The 16,246-nt window shown below is 64.0% G+C and carries 12 protein-coding genes and 2 tRNA genes; 8 read left to right on the top strand and 6 right to left on the bottom strand.

Features of this window, described 5'->3' with window-relative positions:
- Positions 1 to 13: 13 nt before the first annotated feature.
- Positions 14 to 1,894 (bottom strand): PHA/PHB synthase family protein, encoded by a 1,881-nt coding sequence (locus tag K3152_RS08370; RefSeq protein WP_221573629.1) that lies wholly within the window; start codon positions 1,892 to 1,894, stop codon positions 14 to 16.
- A gap of 134 nt (positions 1,895 to 2,028) precedes the next feature.
- Here K3152_RS08370 and K3152_RS08365 point away from each other — a divergent pair, with 134 nt between their 5' ends.
- The 3 genes from K3152_RS08365 to K3152_RS08355 all read left to right on the top strand — a co-directional run bounded on the left by K3152_RS08365 (position 2,029) and on the right by K3152_RS08355 (position 4,844).
- A complete protein-coding gene (locus K3152_RS08365; RefSeq protein ID WP_221573628.1) occupies positions 2,029 to 3,213 on the top strand; it encodes an LL-diaminopimelate aminotransferase in 1,185 nt (394 codons plus the stop codon).
- 112 nt (positions 3,214 to 3,325) lie between these two features.
- Entirely contained in the window at positions 3,326 to 4,072 is a 747-nt protein-coding gene (locus K3152_RS08360; RefSeq protein WP_345719781.1) for a winged helix-turn-helix domain-containing protein, read from the top strand.
- Entirely contained in the window at positions 4,044 to 4,844 is an 801-nt protein-coding gene (locus K3152_RS08355; protein WP_221573627.1) for a crotonase/enoyl-CoA hydratase family protein, read from the top strand. The genes K3152_RS08360 and K3152_RS08355 overlap by 29 nt, the downstream gene beginning before the upstream one ends.
- Positions 4,845 to 4,848: 4 nt before the next feature.
- Here K3152_RS08355 and K3152_RS14125 read toward each other — a convergent pair whose 3' ends face one another.
- Positions 4,849 to 5,349 (bottom strand): transglutaminase-like cysteine peptidase, encoded by a 501-nt coding sequence (locus tag K3152_RS14125; RefSeq protein WP_247713275.1) that lies wholly within the window; start codon positions 5,347 to 5,349, stop codon positions 4,849 to 4,851.
- Between the two features lie 438 nt (positions 5,350 to 5,787).
- Positions 5,788 to 6,567 (bottom strand): acyl-CoA thioesterase, encoded by a 780-nt coding sequence (locus K3152_RS08345; RefSeq protein ID WP_221573625.1) that lies wholly within the window; start codon positions 6,565 to 6,567, stop codon positions 5,788 to 5,790.
- A 114-nt stretch (positions 6,568 to 6,681) separates the two neighbouring features.
- Here K3152_RS08345 and K3152_RS08340 point away from each other — a divergent pair.
- A tRNA-Cys gene (locus tag K3152_RS08340) sits at positions 6,682 to 6,755 on the top strand.
- A gap of 20 nt (positions 6,756 to 6,775) precedes the next feature.
- Positions 6,776 to 6,851: transfer RNA gene (locus K3152_RS08335), tRNA-Thr, on the top strand.
- 182 nt (positions 6,852 to 7,033) lie between these two features.
- Here K3152_RS08335 and K3152_RS08330 read toward each other — a convergent pair.
- Entirely contained in the window at positions 7,034 to 8,674 is a 1,641-nt protein-coding gene (locus K3152_RS08330; protein ID WP_221573624.1) for a bifunctional helix-turn-helix transcriptional regulator/alpha/beta hydrolase, read from the bottom strand.
- Between the two features lie 276 nt (positions 8,675 to 8,950).
- Between K3152_RS08330 and K3152_RS08325 the strand changes: the two genes are divergently transcribed.
- On the top strand, positions 8,951 to 10,594 hold the full coding sequence (locus K3152_RS08325; RefSeq protein ID WP_221573623.1) for a bifunctional helix-turn-helix transcriptional regulator/alpha/beta hydrolase: 1,644 nt from the start codon (positions 8,951 to 8,953) through the stop codon (positions 10,592 to 10,594).
- An 89-nt stretch (positions 10,595 to 10,683) separates the two neighbouring features.
- Positions 10,684 to 13,914, top strand: a complete 3,231-nt coding sequence (locus K3152_RS08320; protein ID WP_221573622.1) for an autotransporter outer membrane beta-barrel domain-containing protein — start codon at positions 10,684 to 10,686, stop codon at positions 13,912 to 13,914.
- 93 nt (positions 13,915 to 14,007) lie between these two features.
- Here the strand turns inward: K3152_RS08320 and K3152_RS14270 are convergent, their stop codons facing one another.
- Positions 14,008 to 14,130 (bottom strand): hypothetical protein, encoded by a 123-nt coding sequence (locus tag K3152_RS14270; RefSeq protein WP_282098350.1) that lies wholly within the window; start codon positions 14,128 to 14,130, stop codon positions 14,008 to 14,010.
- A 60-nt stretch (positions 14,131 to 14,190) separates the two neighbouring features.
- Entirely contained in the window at positions 14,191 to 14,313 is a 123-nt protein-coding gene (locus K3152_RS14265) for a hypothetical protein (RefSeq protein ID WP_282098349.1), read from the bottom strand.
- A 295-nt stretch (positions 14,314 to 14,608) separates the two neighbouring features.
- Here K3152_RS14265 and K3152_RS08315 point away from each other — a divergent pair, with 295 nt between their 5' ends.
- On the top strand, positions 14,609 to 16,246 hold the full coding sequence (locus tag K3152_RS08315; RefSeq protein ID WP_221573621.1) for a winged helix-turn-helix domain-containing protein: 1,638 nt from the start codon (positions 14,609 to 14,611) through the stop codon (positions 16,244 to 16,246).

The following is a 16,246-nucleotide window of genomic DNA, read 5'->3' as shown; positions in this document are numbered from 1 at the left end:
CCCGATACGCGAATCAACGCGTGGCGACGTAGCGTCCCGGAGCGTCTTCGACCACCTTGTCTCCCTTGCCGCCCGGTTTGCGCTTGCCCGTGGCAGGCACGGTTTCACCGTCCTGTTCGCGCAGCCATTCTACCCAGTCGGGCCACCAGCTACCCTTGTGCTCAACGGCGCCGTCGCGGAATTCGGCGAGGTTGCGGGGCTCGCCATCGTTGAGCCAATACTGGTACTTGCCCGAGGAGGGCGGATTGACGACGCCCGCGATGTGCCCCGAACCGGCGAGCACGAATTTGAGCGGGCCGGTGAAGTGCTCTTTCATCCGCCACACGCTCTCGGCCGGCGCGATGTGGTCTTCCTTGCCCGCCTGGACATAGGTCGGCGTCTTGATGAGGCCGAGGTCGACCGGTGTGCCATCGACTTCGAGCGCATCGGCCTCGACCAGCCGGTTGTCGCGGTAGAGGTCGCGCAAATACTGCTGGTGCCACTTGGCGGGCAGGTTGGTGACGTCGCCGTTCCAGTGCAGCAGGTCGAAGGCTGGATAGTCTTCGCCCAGAAGGTAATTGTTGACGACGTAGTTCCAGATGAGGTCGGTGCCGCGCAGCAGGTTGAAGGTCGCCGCCATGTAGCGCCCGTCGAGATAGCCGTCGGGCGAGAGCGCCTTGATGGTGCCGAGCTGGCCGTCGTCGATGAAGTTGAGCAGCTCGCCCGCCTTTTCGAAATCGACCTGCGCGGTGAAAAAGGTGGCGCTCCTGACCTTGTCCTCTTCGCCCCGGCGATGGAGCAGCGCGAGCGTGGCGGCCAGCGTCGTGCCCGCCACGCAATAGCCGATGGCGTGGACACTCGGCACGTCGAGCCGTGTGCGGATATGGTCGATGGCGTCCATCTGCGCGCGGACGTAGTCGTCCCAGATGACGTCCTTCATGCTCGCATCTGCCGACTTCCAGCTGACCATGAACACGGTCACGCCCTGCTCGACCGCCCAGCGCACGAAGCTCTTCTTCTCGTTGAGGTCGAGGATGTAGAAGCGGTTGATCCACGGCGGGAAGATCACCAGCGGGGTGGCCATGACCTTCTCGGTGGTCGGGCTGTACTGGATGAGCTGGTAAAGCGGCGTTTCGTGGACGATCTTGCCCGGCGTGGTGGCGATATTCTCGCCCAGCGTGAAGGCGCTGGCGTCGGTGTGGCTCAGCTGCCCGCGGCGCATGTCGGCAAGCAGGTGCTCCATGCCCTTGACCAAGTTCTGGCCCTTGGTCTCGAGCGTGCGCTCCATCACTACGGGGTTCAGCAGCGGGAAGTTGGCCGGGCTCGCTGCCTCGGTGATGGCCTTGGTGGTGAACTTCAGCTGCTCGCGCTGCTGCGGATTGAGGCCGTCGATATTGTCGGCCATTTCCTCGACCCGCTCGGCGAGGAAGAGATAGGTCTGGTGGATGAGCGCAAAGGCCGGGTGGGCACGCCACTTTTCGTCGGCGAAGCGGCGGTCCTTACGCGGCAATTCGACATCGCCTTCGGCTTTCGCGCCAGCCTTGGGGCCGAGCCCGTACTGGCCGAGCACCTCGTTCCACAACTGCATGCCCTCTTCCCACAGGGCTTTCTGCTGTTCGGCCTGCGCGATCGGCATTTGCTTGTACCAGTCGCCCGCCAGTGCCATCCAGCGCGCCGGATCGAAATAGGGGACCAGCGCCTGCGGATTGCTCATCTGCTCGGCCTGGTATTGCGCCCAGAGCGTTTGCAGCTTCGCGCCCGTCTCAGCCCAAGCTTGCGCATCCTCGGGCTTCATCGGAGCCTCGCCCATCATCATCTGCGGGTCCATGCCGCCGGTCATCGGCGCGAACATGGCGCGCATCAGCTTGGCAGGGTGTTCGTAGAGATTGGTGAACGGGTCGGGCGTTTCGGTCATCTATGTCCTCTGGCCGTGAAAGCGGCTCTTCTCGGGCGTCCAAGATAATTCGTCGCGCTGCAATAGCGAGTATCTTTGCGCTTGGGACGCGAATAGGTAATCAGTGTGACGAAACAACGCACACACGAGGCGAAATGTCCGACGAATTCTACCGCATCAAACGCATGCCGCCCTATGTCATCGCCGAGGTCAACGCGATGCGCCATGCGGCACGGCAGGCGGGGCGCGACATCATCGATCTCGGCATGGGCAATCCCGACCAGCCGCCGCCGCAGCATGTGATCGACAAGCTGTGCGAGGTGGCGCAGAAACCGACCGCGCATGGCTATTCGCAGTCCAAGGGCATCCCCGGCCTGCGCCGCGCACAAGCCAATTATTACGAGCGCCGCTTCGGGGTCGAACTCGACCCCGAACGCGAGGTCGTCGTCACCATGGGGTCGAAAGAGGGGCTGTCCTCGATGGCCACCGCCATCAGCGCGCCGGGCGATGTGATCCTCGCGCCGAGCCCGGCCTATCCCATCCATACCTATGGCTTCATGATAGCTGGCGCGACCATCCGCAGCGTGCCAACCACGCCCGACGAGCATTACTGGAAGGCGCTCGACAATGCGATGGCCTACACCGTGCCGCGCCCGACGGTGTTGGTGGTCAACTACCCAAGCAACCCGACCGCCGAGACGGTCGACCTCGATTTCTACGAACGGCTGGTTGCATGGGCGAAGCGCAACGAGGTCTGGGTTCTTTCCGACCTTGCCTATTCCGAGCTTTATTATGACGGCAAGCCGACCCGTTCCATCCTCGAAGTGCCGGGTGCAAAGGACGTGGCGGTGGAGTTCACCTCCATGTCCAAGACCTTTTCCATGGCCGGTTGGCGCATCGGCTTTTGCGTCGGCAACCAGAAGCTCATCGCTGCGCTGACGCGGGTGAAAAGCTATCTCGATTACGGCGCCTTTACCCCCGTGCAGGCCGCCGCCTGCGCTGCGCTGAACGGCCCAGAGGATGTGGTCGCCGAGAACCGCGCCCGCTACCAGTCGCGCCGCGACGTGATGGTTGAAAGCTTCACCCGTGCAGGCTGGGAAATCCCCACGCCGCCCGCCAGCATGTTCACCTGGGCCAAGCTACCGCCCGGCTTCGAGGACATGGGCAGCCTCGAGTTTTCCAAGAAGCTGCTGCAGGAGGCCGAGGTCGCCGTGGCCGCAGGTGTCGGTTTCGGCGAAGAGGGCGAGGGTTACGTGCGCATCGCCATGGTCGAGAACGAGCAGCGCATCCGGCAGGCTGCCCGCAACATCAAGAAGTTCCTCACCGATAACGCCCGATAAGGAGGGGCAGGGTAAACCTCAGGTAAAGCCCTTATAGGTAGTCCACCGGAATATCGGTTTTACGCTGGCTCTGCTTGTGCAACTCACTGGCGGGAGGGCTATGGAGTAGCCCGTGGAACTTGCTGAATACACATGGCTGTCGGTCGCGCCAGAGCCCCCGGGGCGGTGGGATTTGCGCATGCTGGCCTGGCGGCTCCACCCGGAATTTCGCGTGCCGAGCATACGGCGCGGCATCCCCATCCTGCTCGACTGGCGCATCGGCTATCGCTGTTCCGACTGGGCGGACCTTCCTTGCAAGCAGAGCGCGATAGCCGTCGGTGTCGAGGAACCCGAAGTTCGCGCGCAGCTTATCGGCGAAGGATTTGGTGATGCGCTGCCGGCGCAGGTGGCGCACATCGAGCTGGCCGCGCGCCTGCTCAAACTGGAAGGGCTGGAGCGCCAGATACCGCGCCAGCAGCGCATAGGGCCGGTCACGCTCGATCTCTTCCACCGCGACGCGCAGGTGAAGGGCCAGTGGGTCGGCCTCCACCCGCGCGAATTTGCGCTGCTGTGGCGGCTGGCGGAAACCCCGCATCGCCCGGTCGGCAAGCAGGAATTGCTGCGCGACGTCTGGCGCCTCAGCCACGAACCGGAAACCAATTCGCTCGAAGTGCATGTCTCGCGGCTGCGCGCCAAGCTGGCTGTCAGCAATGTCGGCTGGATAGTGCGAACGCATGAAGGCGGGGGCTATTGCGTGGGCACGAAACCGCGCAGCGACGTTCTACGGGTGGACAGGGCGGGGCCGATAACGCAGGACTATCGGCCAGAGCAGCCGAGGATTACCCAGCCCCATGACAGCCGAGAACCGCGTTACGATTGACCTTGCCGACAACGGTGTCGCGCAGGTCCGCTTCAACCGCCCCGACAAGATGAACGCGCTCGACCCGGCGCAGTTCGAGGCGATTATAGAAGCGGGCGAAAACTTGCGCGAGATGAAGGGCCTGCGCGCGGTGGTGCTGGCGGGCGAGGGCAGGGCGTTCTGCGCCGGGCTCGACGTATCGAGCTTCACCGCCGCACCCGACGGGGAGCGCAAGCCCCTGACCGAGCGCACGCACGGCAATGCCAACACCTTCCAGGAAGTCGCCATGACCTGGCGCAAATGCCCCGTTCCCGTCATCGCTGCGGTCCACGGCGTATGTTTTGGCGGCGGGCTGCAAATCGCCAGCGGAGCGGACATCCGCGTGGTCCATCCGGCAACGCGCATGGCGGTTATGGAAATGAAGTGGGGCCTCGTCCCCGACATGGGCGGCTACCACCTGTGGCGCGGCAATGTGCGCGACGACACCTTGCGCGAACTGGTCTACACCAACCGCGAATTCAGCGGGCAGGACGCGCTCGAATATGGCTTCGCCACCTTCGTCACCGAAGACCCGCTGGGCAAGGCGAACGACATCGCGAACGAGATTGCCAGCCGTAATCCCGAAGCCATCCGCGGCGCGAAACGCTTGTCGGAGGCGATGCTCGAACAATCGGGCGACGACATCCTGATGGCCGAAAGCGTCGAGCAGGCCGCCGTGATGCGCAAACCGAACCAGATCGAGGCGGTCATGGCTGGCATGCAAAAACGCGCGCCGAAGTTCACCGACGTCTAGGCAATCAGCGCGAGGCTTTCCCGTAAGTCCAGGCGAAGGGCCCCGAATAACCGAAGGTCGGCGTATAGTCGCGAACCATCGACGCGGGCAAAACCTTGTCAGTGCGGTTGTCGAGGATCAGCAGGCGCTCGTCCTGTCTTACGGCAAGAACTGCATGGTCGGTCCTCTGGCGGTCCTCGAGCAGGACGAGATACATGTCGTCCGCCGATACGCCCAGCGCCTCGAGCAGGGCCATCTTCGCCAGCGCGAAATCCTCGCAATCGCCATAGCCCCGCGTCAGCGTTGCGGGCGCGCTCGCCCATTGGTCGCCGCCCCGGTCATCCTCGTAGCGCACGCGCCAGTTGACCCATTGGTTCACCATCGCAACCGGATTGCCGCCGGTCACCTGGTTCGCCTGCGCGAGGAATTCGTCCCAAGGCCCCGATTGCGCGATCAGGTCGACCTCGCGCGCCACGTCCCACTTCAGCATCGCGTTTGCCCCGTTGCCGATGGGGAGTGCGACCATGCGAAACAGGCTCGGCGCCGGCGGTCTCACGGGAGGGGGAGGGCCGGGCTCGACACAAGGCTCCGGTTCGGGCTTCCCTTCATCGGTCGGCAGGGTGAAAATGACACCTGTCGTTGGCATCACGAAGCTTTCGGCTTGCGCCTCCAAAGGCGCTTCACTCTCAACGGGGCATTCGGGAATGCTATCCGGCACGTCGAGGACGATGACAGGGGGTGGCCCCAATTCGCCTTCCTGCGCCGACACGGAAGCCGCCGCTGCAAGGCAGGGCAACACAGCGAGGCCGGCTAGCACACTGGCTGGTCTTGAATTGATTTTCGGCATTTGTCCTGATCCATGCCGGAAAATGCCCGCTTCGGGCCGGATTGCAAGCCGCGCGGGGTTCGCTTCACTCCACTGGTCGCACAGTCCGTCGCACGGCCCTGTGCAGAAGCGCGGATGTCAGCCGAAAATCGCCACGCATTGCATCCCGTCGAGCACTTGCCTTCCCTCGGCATTCCATAGCCGCAGCCGCTCGCTGGAATAGCCGCCGGCCGCATGCTGGCTGGCATTCTCCGACAGCCACCACCCGTCGCGCGTTTCCGGGGCGGTGTCGAGCAGGTTGAACGACCAGTTGATCGAACTGATCGGCCCCTGCCTCTGCATCGCCCGCATCGCACCGGGCGGTAGGACATCGCCCAGCAGGATGAGTTCGCTCACCGGGTCCAGCCCCTCGCGGTCGGCAAGCCGGGCCCAGCGACGGACAACCGGTTCTCCCCGTCCGCTGATGTCCTGCGCTTTGCGCAGCTCGAAATTGTTCTGGATGAAGGCCGGACCCTTGCCGGTCATGGTGGCTTCGGCCTCCTCGGGCGGGCCGGGCCAGTCGGAAACTCGTGCGGCAGGATGGGTCGCATTGGGTTCGCGGGTCGTGCCAAAGAGCCAGAAGGCGCTCAGCGTGCACTTGCCCTCGCACCAGATTTCGCTTCGCACCTGCGCCACGTTGCGCCCCTGCCGCACAATCTCGCGCTTCAGCTCGACCTCCGGACCGGTCGGCGCGACGAAGGCGACCTGTCCGGCGCGCAACGGGGGCAGGTCGGCGAACGCCCGCACCGCGGCAGTGTAGGCAATCAGCGCCGACGCCCCGCCGTAAAGCGTGCGCCCCTGCATCCAGTGGTCGAGATTATCGAAGCTCGTGTGCCCGCCTTGGGGCGTGATGGGGTCGGTCAGGCTGGCAATGCTCATTCCCCCTCATCGCGCGGCTTTTTCGCTTCGTCCAGACTGACGTTACGTAAGGCGATTGCAATGCTGCAGGAGAATCGCTAGTGGGCCGCTTCCCGTGTCGAAAGGCCGGGGCGAGGCCCGATGGCGGAGTGGTTACGCAGAGGACTGCAAATCCTTGCACGCCGGTTCGATTCCGGCTCGGGCCTCCACTTCCCTCGCTTGGGAATGTGCCGCTTTAGCTCAGTTGGTAGAGCACATCATTCGTAATGATGGGGTCACGTGTTCGAGTCACGTAAGCGGCACCACTTTCTGAAAAGCTGCTGATTTACAGCGATCTACCACGCGGTCGCCGACTGACTGTGACGCATATCTATGTATCACACGATGGCGTTCGATGTTGGGCAACGGGGGCGCATCTGCCAGTTTCGCTTACGCGTGACGGACGACGTCCAGGTCATCGCCGGGAAAACACATCCCTGCCTTGCCGTCATTCCGCAAGGTCGCCATCCAGTTGCGAAACGACCCGTCCGGTGTCCTGGAAAACCAGGAAACTGCCTGAATCCGGGATGGACTTCAAAACCCGGAATCCGTGTCTTGCAGCGAAGCTGTCTGCTAGGTCCCTGTTTGCCAATTTGTCGTCGACCCCGCGCAGGATCGTGACAGGGACTTCGATAGATTCGGCAAGTTCGCTCCAGTCGATGGCGTAAAGCTCGAGTTCCTCTGTCGCAGCCCGGAAGCCATGCTGGAAAATCTCCAGCATGGCGGTGCGCAGGAACTCGCGAATTGCCGGCCGGGCGGCAAAGGCATGGTCCGCCGGGGCATCGCGAAAGAAGGTGTCGAGATAATTGGCATCGAGCCCCTTGCGGATCTTGGCGACCACGGCGCGCACGTAGAGCCGCATCGCGGCAGGCAGTCGTCGTGCCAGCTGCAAGGGCAAGCGATGGCCGAGCCCAAGCTGGGCAAGATCCGCGTCGGTCGCGATGGGGATTGCCGGTCCCGCAATGACGACTTTCCGGCATAGCTCCGAATGGTTCTGGGCAAAGGCCAGGGCGAAAGCCGTCCCTCCCGAGGCGGCAAGCGCGGTGACCCGCTCCACACCCAGTATGTCGAGCAATTGCGCGCAGCGCCGGGCAAATTCGCGCGCCATCGGCACACCGCTGCCTTCCTCGGCTGTGCGGCCGCAATAGGGGCGCCAGGGTGCGATGATGCGCAGGCCAGCGGCGACGAACGCCTCGACCGTTTCCTCAGGCAGGAAAGGTCCTCCGAATAGGGGATGGAAATAGAGGACGGGCCGTCCCGTCGCCGGACCGTAGAATTCGACCCGCACATCGATCCCGCCCAGGAGGAAGCTGCCTTGCGAGGATCCTTGAACTTCCTTCGGCAGGCCTTCCGGGCGCAGCTTGTGCACTTCGCGATAACCGCCATACAGCGCAATCAGCTCGCCTTGCGAGCCGAGCGAAAGCTTGGCGAGAAGGCGCTTCAATTGGTTGCGGACCGTCCCGAGCGAGGTCCCCCGCTCTTCGGCGAGCAAGCGCAGGCTGCCCCGCTCCAGCACTTCGCGCAGGATCGCCTGCTCGGCGCCCGTCAGCGCAAAATCGTCGGCGAAGCGCGCCGCGCTGTCGCGGTCCCATCGCAGGGGTATGGGGCGCAGGGTAACGGTCTCCGAGCGCCCGGGCGTCCGAAAGACGAGATGCAGGATGGGGCGCTGTTCGTCTCCGTCCAGCGACAGGCTGATGATGGCCTGTTCCTGCAATCCGGCGCTCACGGCCTTCACGATGTCGCGGTCCTTCCCGCCGCGGTCGGCCTGCCAGGTCTCGTCGGGAAGGAAGTCGCCCGGCCTCACATTGGACAAGGCGGCACTCGGCACTTGCAGGACCAAACGTCCGTCGAGGATGATATCCTTGGGCGCTGCGTGCTGTGTCGCGCCGGCTCCGGCGGCCCCGCTCTCGGCCAGCAGGCGGTCGGCCTGCTCGAAATGAAACGCGAGGTCGGCGGAAGGATCGTGGAGCACGCCCTTGTCGGCGAGCAGCGCGAGTGACGGGCGCAGGAGGAGCAGGCGTGCCGGATCGTGCGCAACCGCGTAGATCGCGGCGATCAGGCGGCTTCTCTCGCTTGGCTGGTCCATCATCTTTGCAACCCTGCCCGGCGAGCCCCCGTTGCGGGACTTCGCCTGTCAAAAAAATGGGCCACCCGACACTAGGCGGGTGGCCCCGGCGGGACTCACGATGACAGGCATCGTGTCGGGTCGCAACTTAGTCCCGCCCAGTTTGATTACCGGGTCGCGTCCTGCCGATTAGCGCAGGGCGAAATCGGACCCCATGTCCCAAATGGGATATTCCGGTCTTGGTCGGCGCGCCGCTAGCCTCCTGCGCAGACACTCAGTCCAGCGGATCGCAACGCTCACATGACCGACAAAATGCACTCGGCGGGTATCGAGGATATCGTCGCGCAGACCTACGCTGCCATTGCGCGGCCCGACAGCGTTATAGAGCTGCTCGGTACGCTCGGCAGGGACCCGCGCGAGCCGCCACGCGCGCTCGAGGCGCATCTCGCCAATGCTGCCGACATCATTGACCAGATGTATCCCTTGAGTGCCGAGGCCCTCGCATCGCTCGACACGAGGCCGGGTGCCGATTTCGACTGCGATCTCGCCATCGACGGCACGTTACGCGTCCTTCATTGCAACTGCACCCTGCTTGACGAGACGCGCTTCGTACCCGGCGAATTCCTGCCCGACTGGGCGCTCGACAATATCGCGCGCGGGTCTGCCGAACGCGACCGGATCCCGCGCGACGGCCAGCCGGGCCTCGTACGGCTGCACTGCCGCGAGGATGACGGGGACGGCAGCTGGTTCGTGGTGCGCCGCATGACGGACGAGGGGGAACCGGAGCAGATCCGCTTCTTCGCCCTTCGCATGCAATGGGACGACGCGCACGGCGTGGCTTTCCAGGATGCGCTCGGCCTGTCCGATGTCGAAACCATGATGCTGCGCCATCTCGTCCGCGGCGGGACCCTGCGCAGTTTTGCCGACAGCCGTGCACGGTCCCTCGGGACGGTTCGCAACCAGATGAAGGTGCTGCAGCGCAAACTGGCGGTGCGCTCAAAGGAAGAGGTGCTGCTCCTCTATGCGGGTTTCGTCGGCACGCTGGAAGGTAACGCCGGACGGACAGCCACGGCGCAGCATGTTTGCGCGCATGTGATGCAGACGGACAAGGGCTCGCTGGCGTGGGAAGAGCTGGGAGATCCGTCCGGCAAGCCGGTGGTGTTCTTCCACCCGCTCGAAGGCGCGCTGCTTCCCAATTCCGCCGAACGCGCCTTTCGCCAGCGGGGGCTGCGCATCCTCGCCCCATGGCGGCCATTCCATGGCGACACCACGGGCAGCGGCTTCGGACTGGACGGAACGAAGGACTTCGCGCGCGATATCGCCCTGTGGCTGGACCGCCTCGGGATCGAGCAGGCCCGCTGTTTCGCAACCCAGGCGGGCGCGCCCTATATGGCAGCTGCCGTGCATTACGTTCCGCAGCGCTTCTCGCGCGCCTACGGCTTCGGCGCGTTCCTGCCTATCGGCAACGATGCGGAGATGGCGCTCATTCCGATGAGCCATCGCCTGTCGATAAGGGCGGTGCGCGCCTCGCCGGCCTTTGCACGCATGTACCAGCGCGGCATGCTGGCCTCTGTCGGCAAGGGAAACCTCACCCGTTTCGTCGAGAATTTCTACGAGGGCCACGAGCGCGAACTGGCCGCAGTGCGCCATCCCGAGGTGGTGAGCGTCATGCGTCGTTCGGCCAGCTATGCCCTTGCCAGCTCCATCGACGGGGCCATCGACACGATGCAGACATGGGCAAGCGACTGGTCGCCGCTGCTCGTATCGAGAGACGTGCCGCTCACTCTCTTCTACGGGCGCGAGGATGCGAATATGGGGCCGGCCCTCGTCGAAGCGATAGCCCGGCGACTGGGCCTGCCGGAACCGCAATTCTTCGACGATGCGGGGAGTTTCCTCCTCGTCGACGCGCCCCGAAAGCTTGCTGAAATCTTAAGCCGCGACTGAGAAAACCGCATCACTATCCCATCTGGGATATGCCGATGCCTGCGCTTGGCTGCCAATCGCCCGGGACCTTTTCAACCAGGGGTCTCAACATGAACATTTCCAAATTTGCCAAACGCAGTCTCGTCCTCGGATCGGCCTCGGCCGTTGCCATCGCCATGGCTGGCAGCGCCCAGGCTGCAACCAGCACCACGCCGAGAAATCTGGTCTACGCCAGCGCCGGGGGGCGCTGCATGATCAACGCCACCTTCGCCATAACCGGCACGACTGCGGACAATCCTGCCAACAGCGACGAATTCCAGGTGCGCGTCACCGACGGGAATGTCGACGCGCGCCTTGATATGGGAAGCAGCGACCTGATTGCCGTGGGTAGTACGGCAACGCGCACCCTCTCGGCCTCGATCCGCGGAATAACCGCAGACGACGCGCGTTTCTCGCCGCTCTACTATTCCGTCATCGACAATATCCCGACGGCTACCGGCACGCAGTATGTGACCATCGCGCAGACACCGCTCGATCCCGCCGCCATGCGTGCAGCAGGCGGAGAATGTGCCGCGGCTGCGAACGCAATTCCCAATACGACCAACGCTGCCCCGAGCGCGGCCGCGTCCGGGGGAAGCGTGGTGGAGACGAACAGCTTCACCCTCGATGCAAGCGGATCGAGCGATCCTGAAAACCAGGCGCTGACCTACAGCTGGCAACAGGTCTCCGGTCCGGCGGTCACCCTGTCCGACCCGGCCTCGGCGATGCCAAGTTTCACTGCCCCTGCCAGCAATGTCCGGACGGATCTCGTCTTCGAACTGACCGTGACCGATCCCTTCGGTGCGAGCGATATGACCACGGCTACCGTGACTGTCATCCCGGCGAACAACACGGCGCCCGTGGCGGCAGTTGCCGCGACATCGGTTTCGGCAAGTGGCGGACAGACCGTCACCCTCGACGGTTCGCCCTCGTCCGATCCGCAGCTCGACCCGATCGGTTATGACTGGGTCCAGACCGGTGGCACCTCGGTCACCCTGAATGGCTCCAGCCAGGCCGTCGCGAGCTTTCAGGCCCCGGCCAAGACCAACAGCGCACAGGTGCTGACCTTCGAATTGACAGTGACCGATCCCTCGGGTCTCCAGGACACGCAATCAGTAACCGTGACGGTCGCGGCAAACGTGGCCCCGGCGTCCGATGCCGGCACCGACCAGACGGTGAGCCAGGGAAGCCAGGCCTCGCTCGACGGCAGCGGCTCCTTCGATCCCGATGGCGACGCCCTGACCTACAGCTGGACGCAAGTCAGCGGCACGAGTGTGGCCATCGCGCAGCCCTCGGCAGCGCAGACGACCTTCGGTGCCCCTGCCGGTATCACGGTGGACGAAACGCTGGTCTTCGAACTGACCGTTACCGACGCGCTGGGAGCAAGTTCGACGGACCAGGTCGAATACCTCGTCCTCGCCAATTCGGCCCCTCTCGCAGATGCCGGAATGGACCGGACGGTCGCGGGCCTGACCTCGGTCATTCTCGACGCGACCAACTCCTCCGACGTCGATGGCGATCCGCTGAGTTACAGCTTCACGCAGCTGTCGGGCACCAGCGTCACGCTGGCCGATAACGGCAATGGTACGGCCAGCTTCATCGCACCGATCGGCACTGCGAACGCACAGGTCCTGGAATTCGAAGTAACGGTCGACGACGGCAACAGCCAGACGAGCGATGTGGTCACCATTACTGTGGAGCCCAACACCGCGCCGATCGCCGATGCGGGAAGCGACCAGAGGCCGATCGACAGCGGCACCAGCGTGCAGCTCAACGGTAACGGCTCGAGCGATCCTGAAGGCGATGCCCTGAGCTACAGCTGGACCCAGGTCTCCGGCACTTCGGTCACGCTGACCGGTGCCAACACCGCAACGCCCAGCTTTGCAGCGCCGCTGGTTGCCGGGACGGAGGACCTCGTCTTCCAGCTCGTCGTCAACGACGGGCAGGTCGACAGCGCGCCCGACACGGTGCGGATCGCAATCCGGGCGCAGGGGACCATCACGATCGTCCAGCGCGTGGTGGGCGACGATACGACGGTGGCCTACACCACCAATGTACCGGGCCTCGCGTCGACCATTACGACAAGCGGCGGACAGGGCAGCGCAAGCGTTTCGCAGGTCACTGCCGGTAGCTACAGCTTCTCGGTCGATGATCTCAGGGCACAAGGCTACGCCCTGACCGCGCTCGACTGCAACGACACCGACAGCGCGGTTTCGCTCGCCAATTCCAGCATCGACATCGAGCTTTCGCCGAGCGAAGACCTCGTCTGCACAGTGGAGCTGAGCGACACGCGTAGCGCCGCGACCCAGGCGATCAGCGAATTCCTCGGCGGACGCAACGCGCTGCTGATGGGCGCCGAACCTTCGCGCCAGCGCCGCATCGACCGCCTGCGCGGCAGCGCTCCGCAAGGAGGCCAGGCGACGGTCGGCGGAATGGCACTTCCCGGGGGCGACAAGCTGCCGATGCAGGTCGGCATCGACGGCGACAAGACGGTGGTGCGTGGCAGCCTTGCCATGACCCGCAACACGCTCGGCATGGGCGGCGCCGCCGAAGGCAAGTTCGATATCTGGTTCGAAGGCCAGATGGCCGACGTCACGCTGGGCCGCAACAAGGGCACCTTCAAGGCCGGCTTCATCGGTGCGGACTATGTGGTCAGCGAGAACCTGCTCGTCGGCGCGCTGTTCCAGATCGACGATTTCGACAATGATGACGAAACGCTCGGCGCGGGCGAGGCTCAGGGCAGCGGCTGGATGGCCGGCCCCTACCTCACCGCCCGCTTCGACGAGCAGTTCTACATCGATGCGCGCGTGGCCTACGGCAAATCGTCGAACTCGGTCTCGCCCCTGGGTACCTTCGTCAGCGATTTCGACACCACCCGCCTGTTCGCGACCCTGGCCGCCTCGGGCGATGTCGCGCTCGGTGAAGGTTTCACCCTGTGGCCCGAAGCCAGCGTGCGTTACCTGCGCGAAGGCGTCGAAGGCTACACCGATGCGCTCGGTGTGCGGATCGACGATTTCGATGTCGACCAAGGCGAAGTCGCCTTCAGCCCGCGGATCGACTACTTCTCCGAGACCGCCGACGGTTGGGCCACGGCGCCCTATGCAAAGGTGGAAGGATTGCTGACCTTCGGCGCCAACGCCTTCTCACCTGTCGAAAACGGCCTGCGCGGAAAGACGGCAGTCGGGATCGATGTGCGTTCGCCCGACGATGTGCGCTTCGGCCTGTCTGGCTATTACGACGGCATCGGCGAGGACGATTACAAGGCGCTGGGTGCCAGCGTGACGGTCGGCTTCAGCTTCTGATCTGTCGACCAGGTCGAAGATACCGGGTCGCGGGGGCTCAGCCTTCGCGACCCGCTTTTGTCTTTGGGGCACAACCTGCAGATAGTCCCGGGTTCAAGACTGGCTGAACTGTCCGGCATTATCGCTTGCCGAGTAGGTCATGACCGAAACGGTCCCGCTGAAAATCGACATCGTGACGAAAAGGGCGGTGAAGATGGACACGGTCTTGCTGATCATGGTGGTACTCCGGGTGAAGGCTTGGGATGCTGGGTGAAGGGATCTGCGGGAGGTCCCGGCTTACCGGTTCGCCTGCGCAGTCGGATTTGCGCTGGCGGCAAGGTTCATCGCCGAGACGGTGGCGGTGAAAACCGACAGGGTCATCAGGGCGGCGGTGATGGTGGTAAGGGCCTTGGCAAGCATGGATCTTTCTCCTGATAGGGGCGGCTTGTTTGCCGGTGATTTTGTTCTAGGGCCGACCGAACCGGGCATCCTGAGGCAGGGGTGGAAAGACTCTGTCCCAGAATCTTTCCAGAATTCGGCGAATTTGAATTTGCCGTGCCTTAAGCCGCCTGCAGAGGCTGTTGCACCGGCCCTGTGTCCGTTGACGGAGGCGAGGCAAAGGTTCACCTTGGTACGTATTCGCCGTCCGATTCACGTTGAACCGGCGCGGGAATTGCAATAAATTTGGTCCGGTCGCGTCATTCGGGAACTGCCAATGACGGAGGAAGGCATCGCAGCCGAGCAGCGAGTCCAGTTCGATCGCTATCTGTTGGATCGCGAGGATGAACGGGTCGTCGGACCCCAGGGACCCGTGCACCTTGGCCACAAGGCCTATCAGGTGCTCGAAGCGCTGATCGAGTGCGACGGCAAGCTGCTGACCAAGGATACGCTGTTCGAGACCGTCTGGGACGGGACGCATGTGTCCGAATCCGCTTTGACCTCGGTCATCAAGGAACTGCGCCGTGCCTTGGGCGACACGCCCCGCAATTCGCACATTATCGAAAGCGTTTATGGCCGGGGATACCGGCTGGTTGCGCCGATCCGCCAGGTCGCTGCGGAAGAAGAGCCCCTGAAGGCAACCGAACTGGTGGTCGAGGATGCGCCCGTGGCCAGGATGGGGACCCGGCCCTGGGAAATTTCAGGATTGCAGGAAAGCCGGATCCCGCGCGAACTGCCAGAAAGCCTCTCGTCCAAGCCGTCCATCGCCGTTGTCCCGTTCCAGCAGGTCGGCGAAAAGACCGAGCCATGGTTCCCCGATGCCGTTGCGGACGAAATCACGGTCGCGCTTGCCCGCTTCGGCGAGTTCTTCGTGCTGTCGTCGGTGACTTCGCTCCATCCCGAGAACCGCGACCGTCCACCGCAGGAAGTGGCCGAAGAGCTTGGCGTGCGGTATTTCCTCAGCGGTACCATCCAGCGTTTCGCCCAGCGCGTGCGTTTCATCGCGCATCTCGACGATGTGATCGAAAAGCGGATGGTCTGGACCGAGAAGTTCGACGAGGATCTCGACGACATTTTCGAACTTCAGGACCGGATTGCCGGCGCCGTGGCGCGCAATATCGGCGTGTCGATTTCGGATGCCGAGGCCTATCGCGCGAGGCACCAGCCCTCGCGCGACATCCGCGATATCTATTACCAGGCCAACTTGCTCATCCGGCGGATCGAGCCGAAGTCGATTGCTACGGTGCTCACGCTCGCCGAACGTGCACTGGAACTGGAGCCGGAGAACTCGTGGGCGGCGGCGATGGCCGCGCTGGCAAACGGGTTCCAGTTCCTGCTTGGCTGGACTTCCGATCGCGAGATGAGCCGGGAACGGACGATCCGCTATTGCGAGATCGCGCTCAAGGATCCCGGTGCCGACGAGCGCGTCTTTGGATTGTGCGGGCCCGCGCTCAACTGCGTCGGGCACAAGATCGAACTGGCACACCAGCTCACCGACAAGGCGATCGAGATCAATCCCTGCGATGCGGGCAGCCTGATCTGGGGCAGCTGGATGGACGTGACCGCCGGCAATGCCGAACGCGGGATCGAGCGTGCCAAGACCTCGCTGGCGGTCAATCCCAAGTCGGGTATCGGCCATCTCATTGCCATCCCCCATGCGATCGGGCTGATCCAGCTGGGGCGCTACGAAGAAGCCGCCGACATGCTGGAGAAGGTCGTCGAGATATCGCCGCAGGGCGATGCACTGGCGGCGCTCGCCATTGCCCTGGTCAAGCTCGAACGTGTCGAGGAGGCCAGGGACGTCTACTCCAAGCTCGATGCGTCCGGTGGCGCGATCGGCGGTCTTGCCCTCATGCGCGTTCCCGAACACCAGCGGATGGTGGAGGAATGCCTGGCAATCGCGTCCGCCGAGTGA

The organism is Qipengyuania polymorpha, assembly GCF_019711435.1.
In the GTDB taxonomy this organism is placed as follows: domain Bacteria; phylum Pseudomonadota; class Alphaproteobacteria; order Sphingomonadales; family Sphingomonadaceae; genus Qipengyuania; species Qipengyuania polymorpha.
This window is presented reverse-complemented; position numbering and strand designations above follow the sequence as displayed.